General features: G+C 48.0%; 24 protein-coding genes. 5 read left to right on the forward strand and 19 right to left on the reverse strand.

What is annotated here, in order from left to right:
* From MJB10_RS19980 to MJB10_RS19995, 4 genes are all read right to left on the reverse strand, one after another.
* Complete coding sequence (locus MJB10_RS19980) at nt 1–396, reverse strand: ArsR/SmtB family transcription factor (RefSeq protein WP_314797565.1); 396 nt, start codon at nt 394–396, stop codon at nt 1–3.
* 26 nt (nt 397–422) lie between these two features.
* On the reverse strand, nt 423–1,472 hold the full coding sequence (locus tag MJB10_RS19985; protein ID WP_314797567.1) for a cation diffusion facilitator family transporter: 1,050 nt from the start codon (nt 1,470–1,472) through the stop codon (nt 423–425).
* A 169-nt stretch (nt 1,473–1,641) separates the two neighbouring features.
* Complete coding sequence (locus MJB10_RS19990; protein ID WP_314797569.1) at nt 1,642–1,866, reverse strand: spore germination protein; 225 nt, start codon at nt 1,864–1,866, stop codon at nt 1,642–1,644.
* Nucleotides 1,867–1,942: 76 nt separating this feature from the next.
* Nucleotides 1,943–2,614 (reverse strand): HAD family hydrolase, encoded by a 672-nt coding sequence (locus MJB10_RS19995; RefSeq protein WP_314797570.1) that lies wholly within the window; start codon nt 2,612–2,614, stop codon nt 1,943–1,945.
* Nucleotides 2,615–2,870: 256 nt separating this feature from the next.
* Here MJB10_RS19995 and nagB point away from each other — a divergent pair, with 256 nt between their 5' ends.
* Together nagB and nagA are read left to right on the forward strand one after the other, a co-directional pair.
* Complete coding sequence (nagB, locus tag MJB10_RS20000; protein ID WP_314797572.1) at nt 2,871–3,599, forward strand: glucosamine-6-phosphate deaminase; 729 nt, start codon at nt 2,871–2,873, stop codon at nt 3,597–3,599.
* A complete protein-coding gene (nagA, locus tag MJB10_RS20005; protein ID WP_314797573.1) occupies nt 3,596–4,771 on the forward strand; it encodes an N-acetylglucosamine-6-phosphate deacetylase in 1,176 nt (391 codons plus the stop codon). Before nagB ends, nagA begins: the two co-directional genes overlap by 4 nt.
* A 114-nt stretch (nt 4,772–4,885) precedes the next feature.
* On the opposite strand, the gene MJB10_RS20010 is transcribed toward nagA, so the two are convergent.
* The 12 genes from MJB10_RS20010 to MJB10_RS20065 all read right to left on the reverse strand — a co-directional run bounded on the left by MJB10_RS20010 (nt 4,886) and on the right by MJB10_RS20065 (nt 16,294).
* Nucleotides 4,886–5,455: a manganese catalase family protein gene (locus tag MJB10_RS20010; RefSeq protein ID WP_314797575.1), complete on the reverse strand. Its 570-nt coding sequence runs from the start codon at nt 5,453–5,455 to the stop codon at nt 4,886–4,888.
* A 15-nt stretch (nt 5,456–5,470) separates the two neighbouring features.
* The gene (locus MJB10_RS20015) at nt 5,471–5,737 is read right to left on the reverse strand and encodes a spore coat protein CotJB (protein ID WP_314797577.1); all 267 of its coding nucleotides are present in this window, start codon (nt 5,735–5,737) and stop codon (nt 5,471–5,473) included.
* Complete coding sequence (locus tag MJB10_RS20020; RefSeq protein ID WP_314797579.1) at nt 5,734–5,979, reverse strand: spore coat associated protein CotJA; 246 nt, start codon at nt 5,977–5,979, stop codon at nt 5,734–5,736. Before MJB10_RS20020 ends, MJB10_RS20015 begins: the two co-directional genes overlap by 4 nt.
* A gap of 168 nt (nt 5,980–6,147) precedes the next feature.
* Nucleotides 6,148–7,197, reverse strand: a complete 1,050-nt coding sequence (gene ytvI, locus MJB10_RS20025) for a sporulation integral membrane protein YtvI (RefSeq protein ID WP_314797581.1) — start codon at nt 7,195–7,197, stop codon at nt 6,148–6,150.
* A gap of 14 nt (nt 7,198–7,211) precedes the next feature.
* The gene (locus MJB10_RS20030) at nt 7,212–8,549 is read right to left on the reverse strand and encodes a hemolysin family protein (RefSeq protein WP_314805762.1); all 1,338 of its coding nucleotides are present in this window, start codon (nt 8,547–8,549) and stop codon (nt 7,212–7,214) included.
* A 23-nt stretch (nt 8,550–8,572) separates the two neighbouring features.
* Nucleotides 8,573–9,700: a radical SAM/CxCxxxxC motif protein YfkAB gene (gene yfkAB / locus MJB10_RS20035; RefSeq protein WP_314797583.1), complete on the reverse strand. Its 1,128-nt coding sequence runs from the start codon at nt 9,698–9,700 to the stop codon at nt 8,573–8,575.
* 127 nt (nt 9,701–9,827) lie between these two features.
* Nucleotides 9,828–11,786 (reverse strand): MMPL family transporter, encoded by a 1,959-nt coding sequence (locus MJB10_RS20040; RefSeq protein ID WP_314797584.1) that lies wholly within the window; start codon nt 11,784–11,786, stop codon nt 9,828–9,830.
* A gap of 32 nt (nt 11,787–11,818) precedes the next feature.
* Nucleotides 11,819–12,076, reverse strand: coding sequence for a hypothetical protein (locus tag MJB10_RS20045; protein ID WP_314797585.1), 258 nt, complete (start codon nt 12,074–12,076; stop codon nt 11,819–11,821).
* Nucleotides 12,077–12,176: 100 nt separating this feature from the next.
* Entirely contained in the window at nt 12,177–13,310 is a 1,134-nt protein-coding gene (locus MJB10_RS20050) for an HD-GYP domain-containing protein (protein WP_314797587.1), read from the reverse strand.
* 117 nt (nt 13,311–13,427) lie between these two features.
* Entirely contained in the window at nt 13,428–14,240 is an 813-nt protein-coding gene (locus tag MJB10_RS20055; RefSeq protein ID WP_314797589.1) for an undecaprenyl-diphosphate phosphatase, read from the reverse strand.
* 61 nt (nt 14,241–14,301) lie between these two features.
* Nucleotides 14,302–15,756 (reverse strand): bifunctional metallophosphatase/5'-nucleotidase, encoded by a 1,455-nt coding sequence (locus tag MJB10_RS20060; RefSeq protein ID WP_314797590.1) that lies wholly within the window; start codon nt 15,754–15,756, stop codon nt 14,302–14,304.
* A gap of 67 nt (nt 15,757–15,823) precedes the next feature.
* Complete coding sequence (locus MJB10_RS20065; RefSeq protein WP_314797592.1) at nt 15,824–16,294, reverse strand: molybdopterin-dependent oxidoreductase; 471 nt, start codon at nt 16,292–16,294, stop codon at nt 15,824–15,826.
* A 124-nt stretch (nt 16,295–16,418) separates the two neighbouring features.
* On the opposite strand from MJB10_RS20065, the gene MJB10_RS20070 reads away from it, so the two are divergent.
* From MJB10_RS20070 to MJB10_RS20080, 3 genes are read left to right on the forward strand one after another with little or no spacing between them, the layout of a single operon-like run.
* Entirely contained in the window at nt 16,419–17,123 is a 705-nt protein-coding gene (locus tag MJB10_RS20070) for a molybdenum cofactor biosynthesis protein (protein WP_314797594.1), read from the forward strand.
* Between the two features lie 56 nt (nt 17,124–17,179).
* Complete coding sequence (locus MJB10_RS20075; protein WP_314805765.1) at nt 17,180–18,208, forward strand: ThiF family adenylyltransferase; 1,029 nt, start codon at nt 17,180–17,182, stop codon at nt 18,206–18,208.
* Between the two features lie 46 nt (nt 18,209–18,254).
* Nucleotides 18,255–19,304, forward strand: coding sequence for an HD-GYP domain-containing protein (locus tag MJB10_RS20080; protein WP_314797596.1), 1,050 nt, complete (start codon nt 18,255–18,257; stop codon nt 19,302–19,304).
* A gap of 5 nt (nt 19,305–19,309) precedes the next feature.
* Here the strand turns inward: MJB10_RS20080 and MJB10_RS20085 are convergent, their stop codons facing one another.
* Genes MJB10_RS20085 through MJB10_RS20095 form a run of 3 tightly spaced genes read right to left on the reverse strand, consistent with a single transcriptional unit; the run spans nt 19,310 to nt 21,551 of the window.
* A complete protein-coding gene (locus MJB10_RS20085) occupies nt 19,310–19,699 on the reverse strand; it encodes a DUF350 domain-containing protein (RefSeq protein WP_314797597.1) in 390 nt (129 codons plus the stop codon).
* Entirely contained in the window at nt 19,696–20,358 is a 663-nt protein-coding gene (locus tag MJB10_RS20090) for a signal peptide protein (protein ID WP_314797598.1), read from the reverse strand. The genes MJB10_RS20085 and MJB10_RS20090 overlap by 4 nt, the downstream gene beginning before the upstream one ends.
* A complete protein-coding gene (locus MJB10_RS20095; RefSeq protein ID WP_314797599.1) occupies nt 20,355–21,551 on the reverse strand; it encodes a glutathionylspermidine synthase family protein in 1,197 nt (398 codons plus the stop codon). The genes MJB10_RS20090 and MJB10_RS20095 overlap by 4 nt, the downstream gene beginning before the upstream one ends.

The following is a 21,551-nucleotide window of genomic DNA, read 5'->3' on the forward strand; positions in this document are numbered from 1 at the left end:
CTATAAGGGTGTACGATGACCTAAATGCCCCATCGTCTGTACGAAAATTTGTTCAATGTGCTCATCATCCAAGGCGTAGAACACCGTTTTGCCTTCTTTGCGTCTTTTCACGATATGCACATTCCTTAGATATCGCAGCTGATGTGATACCGCGGATTGCTCCATCCCGATATGGGATGAAATTTCATGCACACAGCGCTCCTTCGGCAGCAAGTAATGAATGATTTTCACACGGGTAGGATCACCTAAAGCTTTGAAAATGTCGGCCAGCCCACTCGCTTGTGCATCGCTCAATTGGCTGATCGACTCCTGTCCAGGACCATCGACCCCTTCGCACGCACAGTCCGCAACGCCTAATCTCGCCTCTGACCGTATCTCTACCAATCCCTTATCCATCGTAAACCTCCTCGCCTCTCACACGATTAAACGAGAAGTTCACCGTGTTTATTCATGGACTTCTCGATCTGAACCGTGGCATGCGCGATGCCAAATTGTTTCTCAATGAGTGTGATCGCTTGCTGCAGAATACCCTGGCTGTCGCCCTCATCTTCAATTAGCAAATGACAACTAAGGGAGATCATGCCCGACGTGATCGTCCATACGTGCAAATCATGTACATTTACAACGCCTGCAATATCTTCCAACGCTTGCTTAACGTTGCCCATGGAGACTGAACCTGGCGCACCTTCCATCAAGATGTGCAGCGTCGATTTCAACACACTCCATGCGCCTTTCAAAATAAGCAGCGACACAACAATACTGATGATCGGATCCGCGATATACCAGCCGAAAATAAGCATGACAGCTCCCGCGATGATGGCGCCTACCGAGCCTAGTGCATCACCAAGGATATGCAAATAAGCGCTGCGCAAATTCAAGTTGCCATGCACATCCCCTTTGCGCATCAGCGACCATGCACTTATTAAATTCGCGAGGAGTCCAACGCTGGCAATGACCATCATAGAGCCGCTTGCGACGGTCGTTGGATGCATGAATCGCGCAATCGCTTCCCAAATGATCAATCCTGCGATGAGAAATAGTGTTAGCGCATTAAACAGCGCGGCAAGTATTTCTACACGATGAAATCCAAAAGATAATGAAGAAGATGTCGGCTTCGCTGCAAACCAGATTGCCAAGAGACTGAGAGCGAGAGAGCCAGCATCGCTTAGCATATGGCCCGAATCCGACAGCAGCGCTAAGCTGGACGTCCATAAGCCTCCCGCAAACTCCAACAGCATGATGCCCGCGGTAATCCCTAGTGCAATCCAAAGACCTTGTTTATTCCCTGCAGACCCATGATGATGATGGTGTCCATGATGTCCATGGCCATGTCCGTGATGATCGTGGGAGTGCGCATGTGCGTGACTGTGCGCATGTGTGGGATGATGGTGCTGATGTCCGGCGTGATCGTGGTTCGCGTCCCCATGCTCATGTTCGCAGGCGTGTGGTTTTCCCGAATCGTGCTGATGCATGGCCTAACCTCCCTGGCTTAGAAATTCATAATATATGAGCAGTTATTCATATGTTAATAATAATGATCCCGTATATCCCGTGTCAATAGTCTCCATCTCAACTCAAGCTACTAAACACGAAGAGGGCGAGCGGACTCACCCTACCTAGCATTCACAACTAAAGAATCGCTTACGTACCCGTCGCTGTCTTATTCGCTCCCGCTTCAATGACATCGGGGTCGAGTGTGACGGTAGCGCTGAACAAGGTTGTCGAGATCGAAAAATCCCCTGTAATGCCTCCGCCTGCACCTGTATAGGTTTTCGACGCACTAGTTGGTGCAATCACACACGTATCCCCGTTTATCAGGTTTCCTTCATTCCTTATGATATTAAATATCCCTACAAAAGAAGGCATTCTCGGATCAGCACCTTTATCTCAATGTGCTACAGTGTATGCCCACCCTTACCCATTTGCGACAGACGATAGAGGATTACGTTAAATGGGTTAAAATATCTGCAAAATGGCGAATTCGTATATGTGCGCCATCCAATTCGCCTGCTTCCCGGAAGCCGGCATAATCACAGGCAACAACCGTGAGTTGATTGCGAAGTCCTGCTTCCACATCGGAGGAGCGATCCCCCACCATCCAGGCCGATTGGATGCCGTGCTTTTCGAGTGCAATACGAACCAAATCAACCTTGGAACGTGTCAAATACTCACCTGCGCTGTACAAGCCTTCGAACAGATGCCCCAGCCCTTTGGCTGCGATCACTTCTCTCACGTACGTCTCTAAGCCGTTACTGGCTACGAATAAACGAACGCCGTTGTCATGCAACTTTTGTAAGGTGTCAGCAACGCCTTCATATAACACGCCGCGGCCCTCTTTTAATCCTTGCACCTGATATTTAATCAGTAAGCGGTCTGCTTCCTGATGCGTAGCAAGAGGAGCCTCTGGCATCACCCGCATCCAGATATGCTCAAGCAGCATGCCTAGCGCTCCTAGAATCCTTTCTTCTGGCGGCGTTTCACCTTCATAGAAGCCTCTAGCTCTTAATTCATCAAAAGTTGCATGGTAAGCCGGTAACAGCAAGGTCTCTGTTTGAAATAACGTGCCATCCAGATCGAAAAGCATCGCTTCTGGCCATAGTTTCTGTGTATTCATCTTCAAGCTCCTTAAAGGGTATAGATTCGTTATCCTAGTCTACGTTAAGGATGGCAAACATCCCCAAGTAAGTCAATCATCCGAACTGGAAAATGCATATTGCTCATCTTTCAAGTTTCAGTTATGATTGAAATGAGAATTATTTGATCAAAAAATGAATTTTTTATGCAAAATGAATTGAAACTTATCTAAATATTGGCATATTGAATGGGCGAAAGCTTACAAAGACTACGCGTATGAAAGTGAGGAACTATAAATGAATTTGCACATTTTTGAAAATCAACAAGAACTGAATGAGGCTGGAGCTGGTATTATTACCTCTTTGGTCCAAATGCAGCCCAAAGCCGTTCTTGGCTTAGCTACAGGCGGTACACCCGTCGGTATTTACGAAGAATTGGTAAAGGCTTATGAGAAGGGCCGTGTCAGCTTTAAAACCGTCACAACCTTTAACCTCGATGAGTATGTAGGCATTCCTGCCGATCATCCGGAGAGCTACCACGCTTATATGCAAAAGCACTTATTTTCCCATATCGATCTTCCTGCTGGATCTGCCCATATTCCCAACGGCAACGCCCCTGATTTAGATGAGGAATGTGAGCGATTCAATCGACTTCTAGACGATGCGAAGCAAATCGATCTGCAAATCCTAGGGCTTGGACATAATGGCCATATCGGATTTAATGAACCCGACGACTCCTTGATCAGCGGTACGCACCGCGTTGAACTGAAAGATGAGACGCGCGAAGCGAATGCCCGTTACTTTGACTCCATTAATGAAGTGCCTACTCACGCCTTAACGATGGGTGTTGGTACAATCCTGAAGGCCAAAACCATTCTCCTAATCGTTCGCGGCGCGGATAAAGCCGAGATCGTTCATCGTGCCCTTACAGGTCCGATTACAACGGAGGTGCCTGCTACACTGCTTCAAACTCATCCACATTTGGTTGTGTTGCTTGATGCTGAAGCAGGGAGGCTTTTTGAATGAGCGAGCTACTCATCACAGGCGCTAAAATCGTAACGGAACAAGGGGTCATTGAGAACGGTGTAGTTCATGCTTTGGATGGCATACTGACGTATGTCGGAGAAGCCTCGGGTTGGCAGGCAGACAGCGTTGGTCCTCAAGCTGCTCACATTCATGCGGATGGCAAATGGCTGCTGCCAGGATTCATCGATGTTCATGTGCATGGCGGCAATGGCGCTGACTTCATGGATTCAAATTCGAAAACGCTGGATACTATTACCCGCTTCCATGCGTCCCATGGAACGACATCCATGCTGGCAACGACCATGACTGCAACGCGCGAAGCGATTGACCGAGTGCTAGGTGAAGTTCAAAGCTATATGGAGCGCCCCATGCCTTATGCACAGCTCTTAGGTGTTCATCTAGAAGGCCCTTTCATTTCGCCAAAATGGGCTGGCGCCCAAGATCCGAAGCTGATGGTCACCCCTCAGCTGGATTGGCTGCAAGACTGGCATGAGCGCTTCCCGCAGCTCATGAAGCAATTGACCTTGGCCCCCGAACGCGAAGGGGGCCTTGAGATGATCGCGTGGCTGCGCGATCATGGCATCGTTGCCGCATGCGGCCACACGGACGCCACCTACGCCGACATTCAGTCGGCGGTGATTGCTGGGCTCTCGCATGCGGTGCACACCTACAACGCGATGAAGCCGCTGCATCATCGCGAGCCTGGTACCGTCGGTGCGGTGCTCACCGACGCCCGCATCAGCGGCGAGATTATCGCCGATGGTATTCACGTGCACCCAGCAGCGATTAAGCTGCTGACGATGGTGAAGCAGCCGCATGGCTTGCTGCTGATCACGGACGCCATGTCCGCCGCCGGGCTCGGCGACGGGCAGTACGAGCTGGGCGGCCAGGCCGTCACCGTGCAGTCGGGCGTGGCCCGACTGACGGAAGGCGGCGCGCTCGCCGGCAGCACGCTGACGATGATCGAGGCGCTCCGGTTTATGGTGCGCGAGGTTGGCGTCAGCGTTGCAGACGCAAGCCGCTATGCCAGCGGCAATCCTGCGCGGCTGCTAGGCCTCGAGGCAACGCACGGCTCGCTGGCAGCCGGCAAGCAAGCAGATCTGCTCCTCGTCAGCCAAGAGCTGGAGCTGGAGCAGGTTTGGGTGCGCGGCACGAACGTAAAAGATGCTTAGAAACAAACGAGCTTCCTGCGCATGTGCAGGAAGCTCGTTTTATACCACATCAAAGAGTGCTATGTAGCACATCCACTTCCCATTCCCAACCGGCTCTGGCAGCCCGCCCGCTACCTAGTATACCTTCTTCTGCACGCGATCCTCCTTCAGAATCTCCACGGCTTCTCGGAAGCGCAGCGAATGCACAACCTCCCGCTCCCGAAGGAATTTCAAGCTATCCTGTAAATCCACATCATCCGTCAAGTCAATTAACCACTGGTACGTCGCTCTCGCCTTCTCCTCCGCGGCAATATCCTCATAGAGATCCGCGATCGGATCGCCTTTGGCTTGAATATACGTAGCCGACCACGGCACACCGCCTGCGTTTTGATAGAAGAGTCCGCGATCATGAGCAGCATAGTGATCATCAAGTCCCGCAGCTTTTAATTGCTCCATCGTCGCATCTTTTGTCAGTTTATACACCATGGTCGCAATCATCTCGAGATGGGCAAATTCCTCTGTCCCGATATCTGTCAGTAATCCAACCACTTTATCTGGAATCGAATACCGCTGATTCAAATAACGAAGCGCCGCGGCCAGTTCGCCATCGGCTCCTCCATACTGCTCGAGGAGCAGTTTGGCCATGCGGGGATCACATTTATTCACCTTCACTGGATATTGCAACTTTTTCTCATAAATCCACATCGGCTGACCCCCTCCTCAAACTTGCCAAGGCCACGGGGTATTCCCCCACTGCCAAGGCTGCCTCGTAAAGCTGTGACCGTATGACATCAATGGGCCGAACTCCAACTCGAACTGCTGTACCATCGGTATGCGCTTTTGAGCAAATTGATTGTATTGTTGGATTGCGGCTAAATCGTCCGGATGCGTATCCAAGTACAAGGTCAATTCCACTAAGACGAAATCTACCGCTTGCAAATCACGAAGCTGCTTATAATACGAGTCGGGAAATACGTGTTCGCTCATGACGACTCGCCTCCTTCTGCCGCTCTAGGCTCCTGCACCTGCATCGGCATCGGATAAGGTCCATATAACGCCGGCCAGAGTGTCCCTATTTGCAACGCATCGTACGGGCTGAATTGGGGTAATCCTGGTGGCTGGAAGTGGATATATAACTGCGGCGGCGTATTGTACCATTTCACCCGAATGGGCGGACAGGGGTCGCATGGGCCGATGTAAGGGTAATACGGCTTAAATTGTGTAAACATACGTCTCCTCCTTCATAGAGCCTATATCACACGTTATATGCGGCCCAACTTGACCAAAAGCACCATTTTTTTATTTTTTCCAAGGAGACATGCAGCACTTGTTGTCCCAAAAAACAAAAAAATCTCTTTCCGATGGCTGTCAGCCGTTCAAAAAGAGATGATTTCTTGTTATGATTCCAACTTGATATTGAAGTTTAGAATGCCTGCTTTCCGCAGGGACTGATAGATGATTACGACTAGCGGTCCTAGGAATAACCCTGCAAAGCCCAGCCATTCGAAGCCGACATACAACGAGATAAGTGCAGCTAACGAATTGATGCCAACGGCATCGCTAAGCACTTTAGGCTCGATGATGCGACGGAAGATGACGAGAACTAAGAATAGGACCAACAAACCGATGCCCATTCCCGTATGTCCAATGATGAGCTGATAAATGATCCACGGGATGAAAATGAGCCCTGTTCCTATAACCGGTACGAACTCCATCACCATGACGAGCAGTGAAATCGCCAGCGGATACTCCGCTCTCAGAACGAGCAATCCGATGAAGGTGACCAAATAGGTGAAGATCGCCATGATGAGCTGGGCTCGAATGAAGCCAAAAATCGCTTCACGTAAATATGTCAGCACATTTCCCATTTTCTCACTAGATCTCGGCTCAAATATGGAGAGGAAGGCGATTTTCATATTCGGCAAACTGTACATACAGAGGTACAAGGCGATCACATAGACGATGAGCAGCATGAAGAGATTAGGAATTTTCCCCGCCATATTCAGGAAAAAACTAGAGATCCCGCTCAACGCACTCGTCAGTGCGCCCGTTAACGTTTCGGTGCTGCGTTCCACCCAGGTTTGTACTTGGGCAGCCATCTCTGGTGACAAGGAATCGTAGAACACCTGCGTACGTACGACAGCTTGATCCACATACTTATTGACTTCATCCATATAATTAGGTGCCTTGCGGCCTAGATCAATCAGCTCTGTGACCACGTTCATCCCAATAAAATAAATAAGCGCCAGCATCAGCAGCGTAAACAATGTACTTACAATGGTTACCGATACAAATCGGCTCATTCTCGCGACGCGCATGAAAAGTACTGCCAATGGATCTAGAAAAATGGCTGTAACCAAGGCAAGCAGAAACGGCAGTCCTATGGTGAACGATATGTACAACAGCACTAGTCCAATCGCCATAAGTATGGCGGTCTTAGCCGACATAGGAACTCCTCCGATTAATCATTTCCTTGTTTTAATGGTTCACAATTCGTAATATGTATGCGAACAATGCGCAAGCGATCGACTTCGGTCACCTCAAACATGTGGTTGCCGTATACGATCTTTTTGCCCTTCACTGGCGCGCCTTCCACCTTCTTAAACAACCAGCCGCCGATAGAATCAACATCCTCATCTTCAATTTGAAGATCCAGCATGTCATTCAAATCTTCGAGAAGAACGCGGCCATCAACAGATGTGTATTTATCTTTGACTTCCACACCAGGACGTTCATTGATATCAAACTCGTCGTGCAGCTCGCCAACGATTTCTTCCATAATATCTTCCAACGTCAGAAACCCTGCTGTTCCACCGTATTCGTCTACGACAATGGCGACCTGGGAATGCTTCTTCTGCATAAGCTTCAAGATACGGCTAACTTCCATGGATTCAGGCACATTCAGGATCGGACGAATGAACGTCTTGATTTCCTGCTCAACATCAGGGTCCGCAGTAAGCAGATCAGCAATATGTACAAAACCAACAATGTGATCCTTATCCTGACTAGCTACGGGATATCGCGTATGTTTCGTTTCATGCACCATGCGTAAATTATCGATAAAACTCGTTTCCACATATAAACAATCCATATCGGTTCTAGGCAGCATGACTTCGCGGGCGATTAGATCGGAAAATTCGAAAATATTATCGAAAAGCGTCATCTCATCTTCATTGATGTGGCCGCTTTTGACACTCTCATCCATGAGGATTCGAATTTCTTCCTCAGTATGAGCCGCTTCATGCTCACCCGCTGGTTCAACGCCGATCATCGCAAGGAAGCGATTCGCCGCACCGTTGAGAACCCAAATAATCGGTCTGAATAGCTTGTAAAAATACAGTAATGGGGCTGACAGCCACAAGGAAGTTAGCTCTGCTTTTTGAATGGCAAACGACTTCGGCGCAAGCTCGCCTAGTACAATATGCATAAACGTAATGAATCCGAAGGAGATCACGAACGATAGCGTCGTCGTATACACCGATGTTTCTACACCAATTTTATGAAAGAAAGGCTCCATAATTAATTCATTAATTGCCGGCTCACCGACCCAACCAAGCCCCAGTGAAGCAAGAGTAATCCCGAGCTGTGTCGCAGATAAATACGTATCCAACTGGGCAGTCACTATACTTGCGTATTTGGCTTTGCCGCTGCCTTCGTTCACCAATTGTTGAATTCTCGAATGCCGAACCTTTACAAGGGCGAACTCTGCAGCAACGAAGAATCCATTGAGCAGAACAAGCAAGACCACGATCACTAAATTGAATGCAATGGAACCGATGTCAAATGACGTATGCAAGATATGTATCTCCTTCAGAAAGAAGTTTAGATAATGGCTTTACGGCTCTTAAAATCCACGGCTCGATAATACGAATCCGCTACTAATAAGTTCGGCCCGCAACAGGCTGCGGCACTACAGAAGCAATTCACGCGTTGATTCAGCGGGTTATTCTCCCAACGAGCAAAGATGGTATCCAGCTCATCCTCATGCAAATTTCCTAACGGCGGTTCATTGGCAAAATCGGTGACGAATACTTCCCCCGTAAAGGTGCTGACGTTCAGACGATTACGTCCATCCGGATCGTTACGCACCGTAACATTTGGCTCTTCGCGAAGCCTTTTGACCAATGCCCGATCCGCTTCTAGCTCATTACAAGCAAAGAAAGGCAATGTGCCGAACAGCATCCACATCTCAGGATTTCTCGCATCCAGCAAGCGGTGGATACTTGTACGCAACTCATCCAAGGTAACCATCGGCAGATGAGAGGCGAAAGAGCTCGCATACATCGGATGCACCTCATGACGCTTACAGCCCATCTCATGAATCAGTTGATGGATTTCCGGCAATTTCTTGTGGGTGCGCGTGTTAATCATTGATTCAGCTGATACATACAACCCGCCTTTACTTAAGGCGATCGTATTGTTCACCATGCGCTCATACATACCAGCCGCGGTTGCTTGACCGACAGGACGCGCCGAGTTCACGAAGCCAACTTGATGGAAATCATTCGCATTCAAATAATTGAATGATATGTGCATCACATCTAGATAAGGAGCCAGCAGTTCATAGCGCTCCAAATCCAGCGTTAGATTGGAGTTGATTTGTGTACGAATGCCTCGATCTCTAGCGTATTTGAGAATGGGCAGCATGTAATCTTTTACGATTTTGATATGGTAGGAAGGTTCCCCTCCCGTCAAGCTGATCGTTTCTAGATGCTCAATCTCATCCAGCCTTTTCAAAATAACAGGAAGCGGAATGCGCTCTCCCTCTGTCATCGTCAGGGAATCCCCTACCGCACAATGCTCGCATCGCATGTTACACAGATTGGTAATCGTAAGCTCAACACTGGTTAATACATGTTTCCCATATTTCCGAAACGACCGAATGGGATCCCAAGGGTCATAAGCGGGGGTTATCTCCGGTAAAATGGAGTGTGTTACGTTCGTATTCATGCTGTTACACCTGACCTATCATTTCCTATTCAACTGCATTTACTACCTATTATGCCTATACCTATGCCCTTTATTGTAACTTATGATTCACAAAAAAGGAAACGGCCACAGGAATTGCCGCTCCTTTTCAAAGCTTTTCCAATTTCGACGGTGTCTTGAGGCGGAGCCATCTTGGCGCCCACCAGTTCGCTTCACCTAGCAGCTTCATCAACGCAGGAACGAGCATAACCCGCACGATGGTGGCGTCAATCAGGACGGCCAGGCCAAGCCCTAAACCCAACGCCTTCATAATTTCAATATCCGTAAAAATAAATGATCCCACCACGACGACAAGGATAAATGCTGCGCTCGTAATTAAACTTCCCGTCTTCTTCAAGCCTTCCGCCGTGCTCTTCTCATTGTCACCGCTCACTTCATATTCTTCCATGATGCGTGAAATGAGAAATACCTCATAATCCATCGAGATCCCGAATACGACGCAGAAAATAATAACAGGCAGCGTTGCACTTACATACCCGATCGAAGTGATATGCAGCATATCAGCCATCACACCATGTTGGAAAACCAAAACAACGACCCCAAGACTCGCCCCAAGACTGAGCATATTCATAAGCACCGCTTTAAGGGGCAGCAAGACCGAGCGGAATGCGAAGAGCAGGACGATATAGGTAATGCCCATGACGAAAATAAGCACTTCCGGAATCTCTTTCTGAATCCGATCAATAATATCTAACCGGTAAGCAGAACCGCCTGTCACATTCGCCTTGAGACCCGCTACTTCGAGCTTTCTCAGGTCTCTGACAAGATCATCCGTTGCCGTATCATCGGGATCCAAGGAAGGAATCACAACAAGCAGGGCGGTGTGCCCCTTCGCTAATTGTGTATCCTGCAGCTGCTCCCTCACATCGGGGCTTTGCAGCATATTCGCAAGCTCTTCCTCCCGAAGCGCTCCTGCAGCATTCACTTTTTTCTGTTCAAGGACACTCAAATAACTTTGTATTTCTTTAACACCATTGATCTCTTTTACACGATCGCTGTACGTCTTCATTTGTTTTATCGCGCCTTGGCTCCAAATCGCTTCTTCCGTATGAAGAACAATTTGTAAAGGCCCCATATAACGCGAATCATAGGTACTTTTCATCAACTCCGCCCCATAACGGGATTCATAACTTGGCGGAAGAACTTCCGCATTCGGAACACTTAATTTCATATGGCCAATGGGCAGCATGCTGTAGATTAAAGCACCCCCCACGATAATTACCAAGAATACGGGGCGTTTCATCACGCTATACGCGATCCCTTCCCAGAAAAGAGACGTCTTTTTCTTCTGAAAACGTTTTGGTATAACCTGCCATGAATTAATGCGGTGACCGATCATCCCAAGCAGTGCCAGTAGAACCGTATTGGCGACAATCACGGAAATCGAGACGACAATGACGCCGCCAATGCAGAGGGAACGGAAAAACGTTAAATCCACAAACAACATGCCTAATAAACCAATAAGAACCGCAATCCCTGAGAAAAAGATGGATTTACCCGCAGTTTGACTGGTCATCGCAACAGCTTCGCCTACACTGACCCCCGTTTTGAGCTCCTCACGAAACCGGCTCACCAAGAATAACGCATAATCAATGCCCACCGCTAAGCCAAGCATCGTGACCATATTGGGCAGGAAGTTCGAGAGCGACTGATGCTGTGCTATAAAATAAGTGACCCCGAGTGTCAATGTGACACTCATCAACCCTACAATCATCGGCAGCATCGCCCCGACAAACGTGCCGAAAACAACCAATAACACAAGCAGTGCGATCGGCAATCCGATGGCTTCCGATTTGGCAATATCGTGCTTGCTCGCCTGCTGCATGTCATAGAGAATGGCGGGCCCTCCCGTGACGAACACCTCCATCCCCGTTGGGGCATGGACAAGCTTTTTCAACTCTGGAAATTTCTCCAGCGCATCATCCGTTTCTACCTGTAAGGACACGACTACCGCTTGGACATCCTGATGACCCTCCGTACGAGGCGCGGCAACGAAGGACACATTGTCAACATAGGGGACCTGTTTCAAATCGGTCAGGGAATCCATAATGGCTTTTTGCCCAGCCTCATCGGTCAGGTTCAGACCGTCTTTCCCCTATAAACGAGGTTCAATTGCGTGCGACTCACACCAAGCTCGTCATGCATCTGAATCAACCCTGTGTCGGATTCACTTCCTTTGGGGGTAAACCCATTATCTTTGAGCATGCCAGGTGTCTTCTGAGCAAATACAGCAAAGCTGAGCATGAGGAGGATGCCCACGACAAGCACAATCCAGCGAAACCGATACATCGCCATTCCCCATTTCCAAAATAAGCCCTTCGTCGTTGATTCCCGCATCGTATTTCCTCCTTGAGTCGTAAGTGGCACCTCTACCTGCCTAAATTTGCAAAAAGAACCTGGTTTCCCAGGTTCTTCATGCTGTGTGTTATTTATATGTTTAAAAGATTGTTGGTATATCTTCATGAAGCTCGGATTCACTTACTTTAATTTCTCCAATTTCTGAGATTAATATTGATAATCTCAAAGAGAGGTCAATTTCATAAGGCTCCTTCAATACCGTTCCGCCTTCGTTTTGCAAGACACGAACTGTAGGTCTATGGGGAACGGCCATATTCAACTTCGAAACGATGCCGTATTCACCCGTATTCAACCGTACTGTAATACCTAATGGGTAAATGGCGATTTTATCTCGGAACAAGGCGATTTGACTTTGATCATACATCGTCCCTGAGCCTGCGAACAACTGCTCCATCGCTTCATGCGGCAGCAATGGTCTGCGATATACGCGGGTCGTGGTCATGGCATCATACGAATCAACAAGACCAATCCAACGGGCGAACTCATTAATTTCATTCCCTTTAATACCTCGCGGATATCCACTGCCATTAATTCGTTCATGATGCTGATAAGCACAATGCGCGGACAAGAGCGGAATATTCGGTTCATCTTTTAAAAGGTTAAAACCATAGATCGTATGATTTTTCATTTCAGCAAATTCTTCTAGCGTTAACTGTGACGGTTTTCTCAGGATGCCGAGCGGCACCTTCGTTTTACCGATGTCATGCAGTAAAGCGCCTAGACCCAATGCTTCGAGTTTTTCTCGGCTATACCCGTAGCTAATCCCTAGCATAATGGCATAAATACTTACGTTGACGGAATGCTGAAAGAGATAATTATCCTTCACATTCATATTATTCAGCATGACCATCGCACCCTCATGGGCGCTTAGATCATCAATTATCATTTTCATGACATCACGGAAATTCCGACCGATATCGTAATAGTTCACAGCGCCCCGCTTATTCGAATCCTCCATGACCTTCTTGAAGGTATTGCGAATCTCAGACACGGCTCGTGTTCTTGTTTCATCTTGAATGACATCTTCTTGAATAATATCGTTCGTTCTAGCATCTTCAATATATATATAGTCGATGCCGTAACTAAATAACCGATCAATGAGTCTTTGTGTCAGCTCTACATTAACGGCCAGAAGCACCATGCCATCGTCGTTGTATATATTCTTTGCCAGCCTCATTCCAGGGTGACACATGTTGATCGGCATTAACAGCATTTCAGGACCCCCGCATAGGTACACATTACATTCTATTTAAATGTAATAGATTTCACAGAAAAGTTCAATACAAAAAACCGCGTCATTCGACGCGGTTCGCTAGTTTTACAGTAATTTCTACTTCAGAAACATGTAGAGTGCAAAAACAGCCGCTACAACGAATCGATAATAGGCAAAGTATGTTAATTTCATGTTCTGTACGAACTTAATGAAAGAAACAACCGCCAAGAGAGCAACGACGAAGGCTACAAGAAAACCGACGATAAAGAAGGGCAAATCATTCGAAGAAATCGCATCATAATTCTTTAGGAAGTACACACCCGAAGCGCCGAACATGATCGGGATCGCCATAATGAATGTGAAATCCGCTGAAGCTGCGCGACTTACACCAGACAGCATCCCCCCGGCAATCGTTGAGCCTGAACGCGAGAATCCTGGCCAAATGGACACGAGCTGCCATAAGCCGATGGCAAAAGCCTGACGATAAGTCAGATCATCCAGCACCATCGTCTTCGGTTGTTCCTTGCGCTGCTCTGCGATAATCAGCAGAATGCCCCCGAGGACGAGTCCGATTAATACGGTCGTTGTGTTAAACAATTTTTCATCCACAACATCATTAAATAAGACGCCGATCACACCTGCTGGCACGATCCCGATCAGGATGTGCAGCAAATTCAGTTTTCTTCCTGTACGGCTTTCGCTTTTGCGCTTCACAAGACCGAACAGCGAGAGGATTCGCTTCCAATAAATAATGACGACCGCCATGATCGCACCAAGCTGGATAACGAAATCAAAGGTTTTCATGACTTCATCATTTTGTGTGTTTAGCAAGCTTTGCGTCAAAATCATATGTCCTGTCGAGGACACGGGCAAAAATTCGGTTAACCCTTCAACGATCCCAATAATGATCGCCTCAAAAATTGTATGCATAATAGCCCCCTGCTCTGTGGTTTTGCATTTTTCTCTTCATTCCAACAATCTATTCTAACCCCTACATGAGGGGTCTGACAACTCCTGTGAATCTACTGTTATGAGCGCTCACGATCGCCGCCTCATCCTGTAATTGATCGGCCAATACATCGCGTATGAATTCTGGCAGCATATAAACAATTTGCTTGCCGCGGCTCAAGGATAAATAGCCAGAGCCAAACGTAAACATATCGATCGTGCCCACGATGTACGATCGTTCCGATTCCAGCGGCTCCTCGCCAACGTGCACGGCGAGGATACGCTCATACGGAGGGCGCGTAGCGTCAACGTGGACGGTCATCCCGTCCACACAGAGCACGCCGAGCACCTCCCCGCGGAAGCCGAAGCCTCGAATCGGCTTCTCCATGAACTCGTCAAGCAGCGACTCTTCGAGCGCTTGACGGATGTCCGCGCCGCTGAGCTCCATGCGGCACGGATTGATCGGGCCTGGGCAGATTTCCAGCAGCCGGCCCCGGGTCAGCCCCCCCTCCTTCAGTCCCTGAAGGAGCTGCCCGCTATTGACCAGCCCGATCTCGGCGCTGGTCCAGCGGCGAATGCCCGCGGCAAGCAAGTTGCCGAGCGGGGATTCGCCGTACCAATCCAGGCGCAGCGGCTGCCGCAGCTGCGCGACCTCCGCCGCCAGCGCCGCTGTGCTGGCGATGCGGTAGTGCTCCAGCAGCGTCGTGACGCTGCTGTCTTCTTCGCTTTCGGCCGTCATCGGAACGACGCGGCCGTTCAGCTCGGCGATCCGGCGCTGCGCCGGATCGTAGGCAAGTTCGATGTGGCCGGCGTACTGACCGAACTTGCCGGCCGCACAAATATAGGTGCCGCTGAGCAAAAGCGGCTCTTCCAGCAGATGATGGGTGTGACCGCCCAGAATCAGATCAATGCCTTCAAGTTCCTCAGCCATACGTTGATCCGTCCGCAAGCCCAAATGCGACATCACGATCACGATATCTACGTGAGGCCTCAACTGACGGACATGCGCGCTGACAGCCTTCATGGGATCGGTTACATACCAGCCCAGAAGCTGATAATAATCCTGATAAGCTGCGGTCACGCCAATAAGACCGATTCGAAAACCTGACTTCTTTAAGATGAGCGAAGGCAGCATCCAATCGGGTGTCTCATTCGTCTTCATGTCGGTAATATTGCTGCCGATGATCGGAAATTTCGCATGTTCAAGCACAACAGATCTGAGCCAATCTGGCGTAAAGGTCAAGCCTTCATTATTGCCTAACACCATGGCATCATAGCCTGTCGCATTCATAATTTCCAAATTCGCGATGGCATTCGTCCCTTCCGTCTCCGGAAACATGCGATCCATATGATCGCCAATATCGAGTGTCAACACTTGATGCGGCTGCCAATGACGGCGTACACGGTCAAAATAAGCGCTAATTTTCGGCATTTGTTCAAAATGGCTATGGATATCGTTCGTATGTAAAATGACTAGCCGCTGCAAGGGGTCAGACATTCCGCTCACCTCGTTTCGTAATAACCAGATCCTAGCATGTCTCTATGTTATGCAGGAAACTCCCCAGTCATTTCTTCAATTTCATCTCATCCAGGGTTACTTTATTTTTAAAGCCATATGTCGCTTCTTCCCCTAAGCTGGCATCGTGCAGGAACCAAATTTTCACAATACTTTTGACGTTCAGGCATTCACTGCTGCCATCGGGAACATAAAGCCGTATTGGATAGCCCTTCTTGAGCGGCTGCCCCTCCTGTGCATATAGAAACAGTGCTTGATCTACTTGCGACCACGGCATCCGTGCTTGAAATTCATCGATCGCTTCTACTTGCACATGCGTTGGCTCCGCGATACCTTCCATGGAATGTGAGATTCTCCAATTTCGATGCCAATCTTTCAGATCAAAAGCATCTCCCTGGACCGAAGGCACACGATCTTCCACTCGAAACTGCTGTTTGGCCGCCTCCACCATTTGTTCAACCGTGTAGGTTTCATTCTCGATATGTAATTCCGTTACTTGAATGCTTATTGGTGCATGCATGCTGTATCTTCTCCTCCCGCTCCGCTGGCTGATTCAGCCAAAAGTCACTACCCATTATACCATTTTTCAGGCAAAATATGATATGCTGTAAGGGATTCTATCATCTATCCTTAGGAGAACAAAATTGAACCTACACATCCAACTTTTTGCTGGTCTCGTTGATCTGTTCGGAACTACGAAACTCGTCGTGTCCTTGGATCAAGAATCCATCACGGTTGCTGAATTGAAGCTGAAGCTTACGCAGGATTATCCCACTGCTTCCTCGCTCGTAGCGACTTGTTTTTTCGCTAAAAATCAAGCGTATGCCGGTGATCAAGATACCCTTTCGGCTTCTGACGAAATCGCTTTGATTCCACCTGTTTCTGGCGGACAGCCTTCACTATACGAGATTACCGACACGGAGATCGACATCACAGCCGTTACATCTAAAGTGAACCACCCCAACCACGGGGCCTCCCTGGCTTTTATTGGTACTACACGAGAAATGACCTTTGGACAGCGAACAGTGCTGTTAGAATATGAAGCATATCGACCTATGGCTCTGAAAATGATGGCCACCATCGGTGAGGAAATTGCCTCAAAATGGCCTGGCACCTTATGTGCGATTACACATCGACTCGGTCGTGTGGACATTGCCGAAGCCAGTGTTGTTATTGCAGTCTCGTCCCCTCATCGGGCCGCTTGCTATGACGCGAGCCGCTATGCGATTGAGCGATTGAAACAAATTGTCCCCATTTGGAAGAAAGAAATTTGGGAAGACGGCTCCGAATGGAAAGGCAGTCAAACGGGACCATGGAATCCGCTCGAAACGCCCCTTACAGAATATTAATTGATCGGAGATGATTCCGCTTGAACACAAATCTACATGACATTTCTGCACCAGATATCGATACGCGCTACTCGAGACAGCTACTCTTTGCTCCTATAGGCATCGAAGGGCAGCGAAAGCTTGGCGACGGTCGAGTCGCGATTGTTGGCATGGGTGCCTTAGGCACCGTACTTGCCAATCATATGGTGCGTGCCGGTGTAGGTTATGTTCGTATCATCGATCGTGATTTTGTCGATAGAACGAATCTGCAACGTCAGATGCTGTATGACGAAGAAGACGCTGCAGCTACGTTGCCCAAAGCGATTGCAGCCGCTAATCGGCTGCGTCTCGTCAATTCTTCCATCGTCATCGATCCCCATGTAACTGATCTGAATGCCACGAATGCTGAGCAATTGCTGCATGATGTGGACCTTATTTTAGATGGCACCGATAACTTTGCCGTCCGTTTCCTGCTGAATGATGTCAGCAACAAATTAGGCATCCCTTGGATTTATGGAGGCGCAGTCGCTTCTCGAGGGGTTTCCTTAACCATTCTCCCTGGTGAAACACCTTGTTTGCGCTGTTTATTCACGCAAGCTCCTGCTGCTGGAACGACAGACACCTGTGATACCGCTGGCGTCATTAGCGGCATTATCCATGTTGTGGCATCCTTTCAGGCGACAGAAGCACTCAAACTGCTCGTAGGCGCCAAAGAGCAGCTCAATCTTAGCATGCAGCAATGGGACTTATGGTTCAATCAGAACTCTGCCATCAGGGTCTCAGGGGCTAAGAAATCAGATTGTCCAGCTTGTGCCCATCACCAATTTGATTATTTAGATGCACACTTGGAGAGCGACACCATTCAATCTCTCTGCGGCCGTAATTCGGTACAGATCCATCCCGTGAGGCCCAGCACACATCCCCTGGAATACTGGGAAGAACGGCTCACGCCGCTTGGAATCGTCGAGAAAAATAAGTTTCTTTTGAAATTCCATCCATCCTCCGATATTCAAATCATTTTATTCCCGGGCGGCCGCGTTCTCATACAAGGGACTGAAGACCTAATTCAGGCTAAAAGTCTTTACAGCCGTTATATTGGGATGTAGTATTACAATATACCTACATGATTACAGGACTTGGAAGGGAGCTTCTATGCGAGTACATGTGCTTCAACTTATCGTTGGCGACAAATTGATTTCCGATTCCTACAATTCCGTAGGTCTGCATCTCCTCTCATCAGGCACAGTGCTCGATGCAGGGGACATTACAATGCTTAATCGCCATAGCGTGGATTACGTTGATATAGCCCCAAGAGTCAGTGAAATTGAGAAAGTCGTTGAAGAAGCGCCTGTTCGTCAAGCCAATATGTTGCAGATCGACTTATTCAACAGCGCGGTTGATGGCATCAAAGAACTTTTCGATACGGTTCAAAAAGGCGGCGTTCTTCAAAACGAAAATGTGGAATCCGCTTTCAATCCATTAATTGGAAGCATCAAAGAAGAAAATGACGTCGTTTCCTTGCTCCTTTCCCTAAACAGCGATGATGATTACACGCTTCAACACAGCGTTCAAGTAGGTATGTTATCGTATTACATTGCCAAATGGATGAACAAAAGCGAGAAAGAAGCTTTAATCATTGGCAAAGCAGGTTATTTGCACGATATAGGGAAGTGCAAGATTTCATTAGATATTTTGAATAAACCTGGGAAGCTAACGAGGGATGAATTCGAAGAAGTTCAGAAGCATACCATTTACGGATATGACATGATCAAGAAACAACTGAAGGATGATACGTTGGCTCTTGTGGCCTTGCAGCATCATGAACGGATGGATGGGACAGGTTACCCGCTTCGCAAATTCGGTAACGACATTCATTCGTACTCACGGATTATCGCAGTTGCGGACATTTACAGCGCCATGATCTCCAGCCGTGTTTATCAGCAACGACGGGATCTCCTTTATGTACTGAAGGAACTTCATCGCATGAGCTTTGGCCAGCTTGATCCGAAAATCACTCAAGTGTTTATCCGAAACATGATTCCGAATTTTATCGGTAAAAAAGTGTTTCTGAGCGATGGACGCGAGGGCACGATCATTATGACCAACCCGACAGACTTCTTCCGACCGCTCATTAACATCAATGGCCAATTCCTTGATATGTCTCAATTAGCAAATGTCGAAATTACGACGATCGCGATCTAGCTCTCTTAAATAATGAGTGAGGAGACAGATATGGCGATGCCAATGTATACAGCTGCAAGCAAGGTACCTACCGCGATATTGCCTTGCTTCAACTGATGGGATAGCTTTATGCCAGGTGTTAACCAATCAAACACCCAGTATGAGGCTATTAAACATGAGTAACCGACTGCAAACCATAGGCCCATATGCCAGATGGAGGCATTCGTATAAGCGGCAATACCTAGAATGATAGCTGTGGAAACGAATTTACCGCCCATCGTAATGCCTACGGCCACATTGCCATTATTGATTTCTTCCATATCGCGGTATGGCGTCATCAAACTAAAGATATACATTCCTGCAAACTGCAGCAGGACAATAACGCAAAGACTGATTAGCAAATCCAACACGATCACTCCGCCCACCCCCGAAATTTAGCCATCGATTGATCATAATTCGTATAATCATGCACTTCTTCCAGCACAACACTAACTTCCTTTTTATCCTTAAAAGACTTATAGCGCTCTTCGGGAATCGGTTGCTTCACCTTCTGTCCAGTTGGCAGTTCCGCGACAGCGAAGAAGCGTGATTTGCCTTCCAGTTCGGTTTTATACACACCAATTAGCTTAACATCCGTCTTAATTTCAACTTTCAATTCCGAAATATCCTTATCCGCTTCTTCTTTGGTTTTAAACGTCTTGATCGGTTTCCATTGCGAAAGTGTCACATCGTTCTTCCCTTGACTATCTATTTTCATCGTTGCGAACATATAGTTTAGCACATAGATGCTGTCCCCCGTCGCAAAATTCTGATCATTGGAGATTCGTTCATTATTCGGCAATAGCACCATGTCCCCGTCGATCAAATCGCCGACCTTCACTTGCTGAACCTGATAATCCCACGGTACCTCACCGTTGGAAGAGTTAGTTATCGTAGCTGCGTTACCTGAGGCGACCGTAGTCACTGATTTACTTAGAACCGAAGGCTTCTTATCGAATGCCAAGCTGATCATCCAAATAATGACGATCACACCGATGATTCCTATTGCAAAAAGCATAAATCGTGCTTGTTTCAAGGCGTTTTCACTCCAATCGCCACAAATTGACTTGCATTTCCTGTAATCAAACCGCCAGCTCTGCCGAGTAGACCGCACGGCGTACCGTTAAGGACGAATAACCCTGTTAATAGATGTCCCTGACCATGAGCAAAAGAAAGCTCAGGCAAATCAGCCCGCCCTTGATAGACACGTTTGAAAAATACGCTCGTATCAAAGCCTGCCTCATCCTTATGTGCCAGCTCGCCATGTTCATCATAGATTTCCACGGATCCGCCTTCGCGGCCGAACATCGACTTGGATACATAATTCCCTTCCAGATGAGGCTCTGTGAACGTTGGCAGCATATATGCCGCAATCGCATCATGCTCTTCTTCCGTAAACAGCTCAGAGCGCTCCAGATGCAACTGCCAGATCAAGGCCTGTAAGCCTTTGGATTGCAAAATAACAGCATGCAGCGGATTGAACAACTGAACCAGTTGCTCTTCAATGGCATAGGATAGTGCCTCTCCGCCGTCGTCAACACCCATCCACTCCTTCGGATATAAGGCGAACATACGCTGAATTGTTTGATCCTTTCCTACCTTGACGATCCCATCATCAATCCATACATCCAAGCAATTTACGCAGGTCATCTCTCTTTGACTGTGCGCGACAAGGGCATCGATCGTCCCTGTATCTTCAATATGTTGTCCATAGCCTACACAGGCTGCATACGTTGGGGCCTCAATCGCCCATGCTTGACGTACAAGCTCTTTCATCTCTACATTCGGCGAGACTAGACCGTATTGATCACATAGCCATGGGGTTGCAATTGCCGCCTCCACATAGCCTGTGGGGGTATCCGCATTCAGCTCCAGCAGCTTGATCTTACCTTCAATATTAATACTAAAATCAAATCTGGCATAACGACTGATAACGCCTTCTTCTCCAGGCTCAAGTCGATCCAATCCATCCCAGAGCACCTCGGGAATCGAGAGATTGGCGTAGCATTCTCTATAACCTATTAGGCTACGGGCCGCTTTATCGAACACGAGCCACAGCTTCTTTGCAGCAGCAATAAGTTCCTCATAGACTGCATGTTCCATAACGATAAGTTGATCAATCCAGTAGGCTTCCTCTTCCAAATTAGCCCACCTGAACCCAAGTTCAGCTAGTTGCTGAACTCTTGCATCACGATCAGAAGCTGGCTGACCTATCACTTCAAAGATCAT

It is taken from the genome of Paenibacillus sp. MBLB1832 (assembly GCF_032271945.1).
GTDB classification, from domain to species: Bacteria; Bacillota; Bacilli; order Paenibacillales; family NBRC-103111; genus Paenibacillus_E; species Paenibacillus_E roseopurpureus.

What these genes read in the sequence shown, in the direction of transcription:
- MJB10_RS19980 (WP_314797565.1), bottom strand. Translation starts at nt 396, where the DNA reads ATGGATAAGGGATTGGTAGAGATACGGTCAGAGGCGAGATTAGGCGTT.
- MJB10_RS19985 (WP_314797567.1), bottom strand. Translation starts at nt 1,472, where the DNA reads ATGCATCAGCACGATTCGGGAAAACCACACGCCTGCGAACATGAGCAT.
- MJB10_RS19990 (WP_314797569.1), bottom strand. Translation starts at nt 1,866, where the DNA reads ATGCCTTCTTTTGTAGGGATATTTAATATCATAAGGAATGAAGGAAAC.
- MJB10_RS19995 (WP_314797570.1), bottom strand. Translation starts at nt 2,614, where the DNA reads ATGAATACACAGAAACTATGGCCAGAAGCGATGCTTTTCGATCTGGAT.
- nagB (WP_314797572.1), top strand. Translation starts at nt 2,871, where the DNA reads ATGAATTTGCACATTTTTGAAAATCAACAAGAACTGAATGAGGCTGGA.
- nagA (WP_314797573.1), top strand. Translation starts at nt 3,596, where the DNA reads ATGAGCGAGCTACTCATCACAGGCGCTAAAATCGTAACGGAACAAGGG.
- MJB10_RS20010 (WP_314797575.1), bottom strand. Translation starts at nt 5,455, where the DNA reads ATGTGGATTTATGAGAAAAAGTTGCAATATCCAGTGAAGGTGAATAAA.
- MJB10_RS20015 (WP_314797577.1), bottom strand. Translation starts at nt 5,737, where the DNA reads ATGAGCGAACACGTATTTCCCGACTCGTATTATAAGCAGCTTCGTGAT.
- MJB10_RS20020 (WP_314797579.1), bottom strand. Translation starts at nt 5,979, where the DNA reads ATGTTTACACAATTTAAGCCGTATTACCCTTACATCGGCCCATGCGAC.
- ytvI (WP_314797581.1), bottom strand. Translation starts at nt 7,197, where the DNA reads ATGTCGGCTAAGACCGCCATACTTATGGCGATTGGACTAGTGCTGTTG.
- yfkAB (WP_314797583.1), bottom strand. Translation starts at nt 9,700, where the DNA reads ATGAATACGAACGTAACACACTCCATTTTACCGGAGATAACCCCCGCT.
- MJB10_RS20040 (WP_314797584.1), bottom strand. Translation starts at nt 11,786, where the DNA reads ATGGATTCCCTGACCGATTTGAAACAGGTCCCCTATGTTGACAATGTG.
- MJB10_RS20045 (WP_314797585.1), bottom strand. Translation starts at nt 12,076, where the DNA reads ATGCGGGAATCAACGACGAAGGGCTTATTTTGGAAATGGGGAATGGCG.
- MJB10_RS20050 (WP_314797587.1), bottom strand. Translation starts at nt 13,310, where the DNA reads ATGCTGTTAATGCCGATCAACATGTGTCACCCTGGAATGAGGCTGGCA.
- MJB10_RS20055 (WP_314797589.1), bottom strand. Translation starts at nt 14,240, where the DNA reads ATGCATACAATTTTTGAGGCGATCATTATTGGGATCGTTGAAGGGTTA.
- MJB10_RS20060 (WP_314797590.1), bottom strand. Translation starts at nt 15,756, where the DNA reads ATGTCTGACCCCTTGCAGCGGCTAGTCATTTTACATACGAACGATATC.
- MJB10_RS20065 (WP_314797592.1), bottom strand. Translation starts at nt 16,294, where the DNA reads ATGCATGCACCAATAAGCATTCAAGTAACGGAATTACATATCGAGAAT.
- MJB10_RS20080 (WP_314797596.1), top strand. Translation starts at nt 18,255, where the DNA reads ATGCGAGTACATGTGCTTCAACTTATCGTTGGCGACAAATTGATTTCC.
- MJB10_RS20095 (WP_314797599.1), bottom strand. Translation starts at nt 21,551, where the DNA reads ATGATCTTTGAAGTGATAGGTCAGCCAGCTTCTGATCGTGATGCAAGA.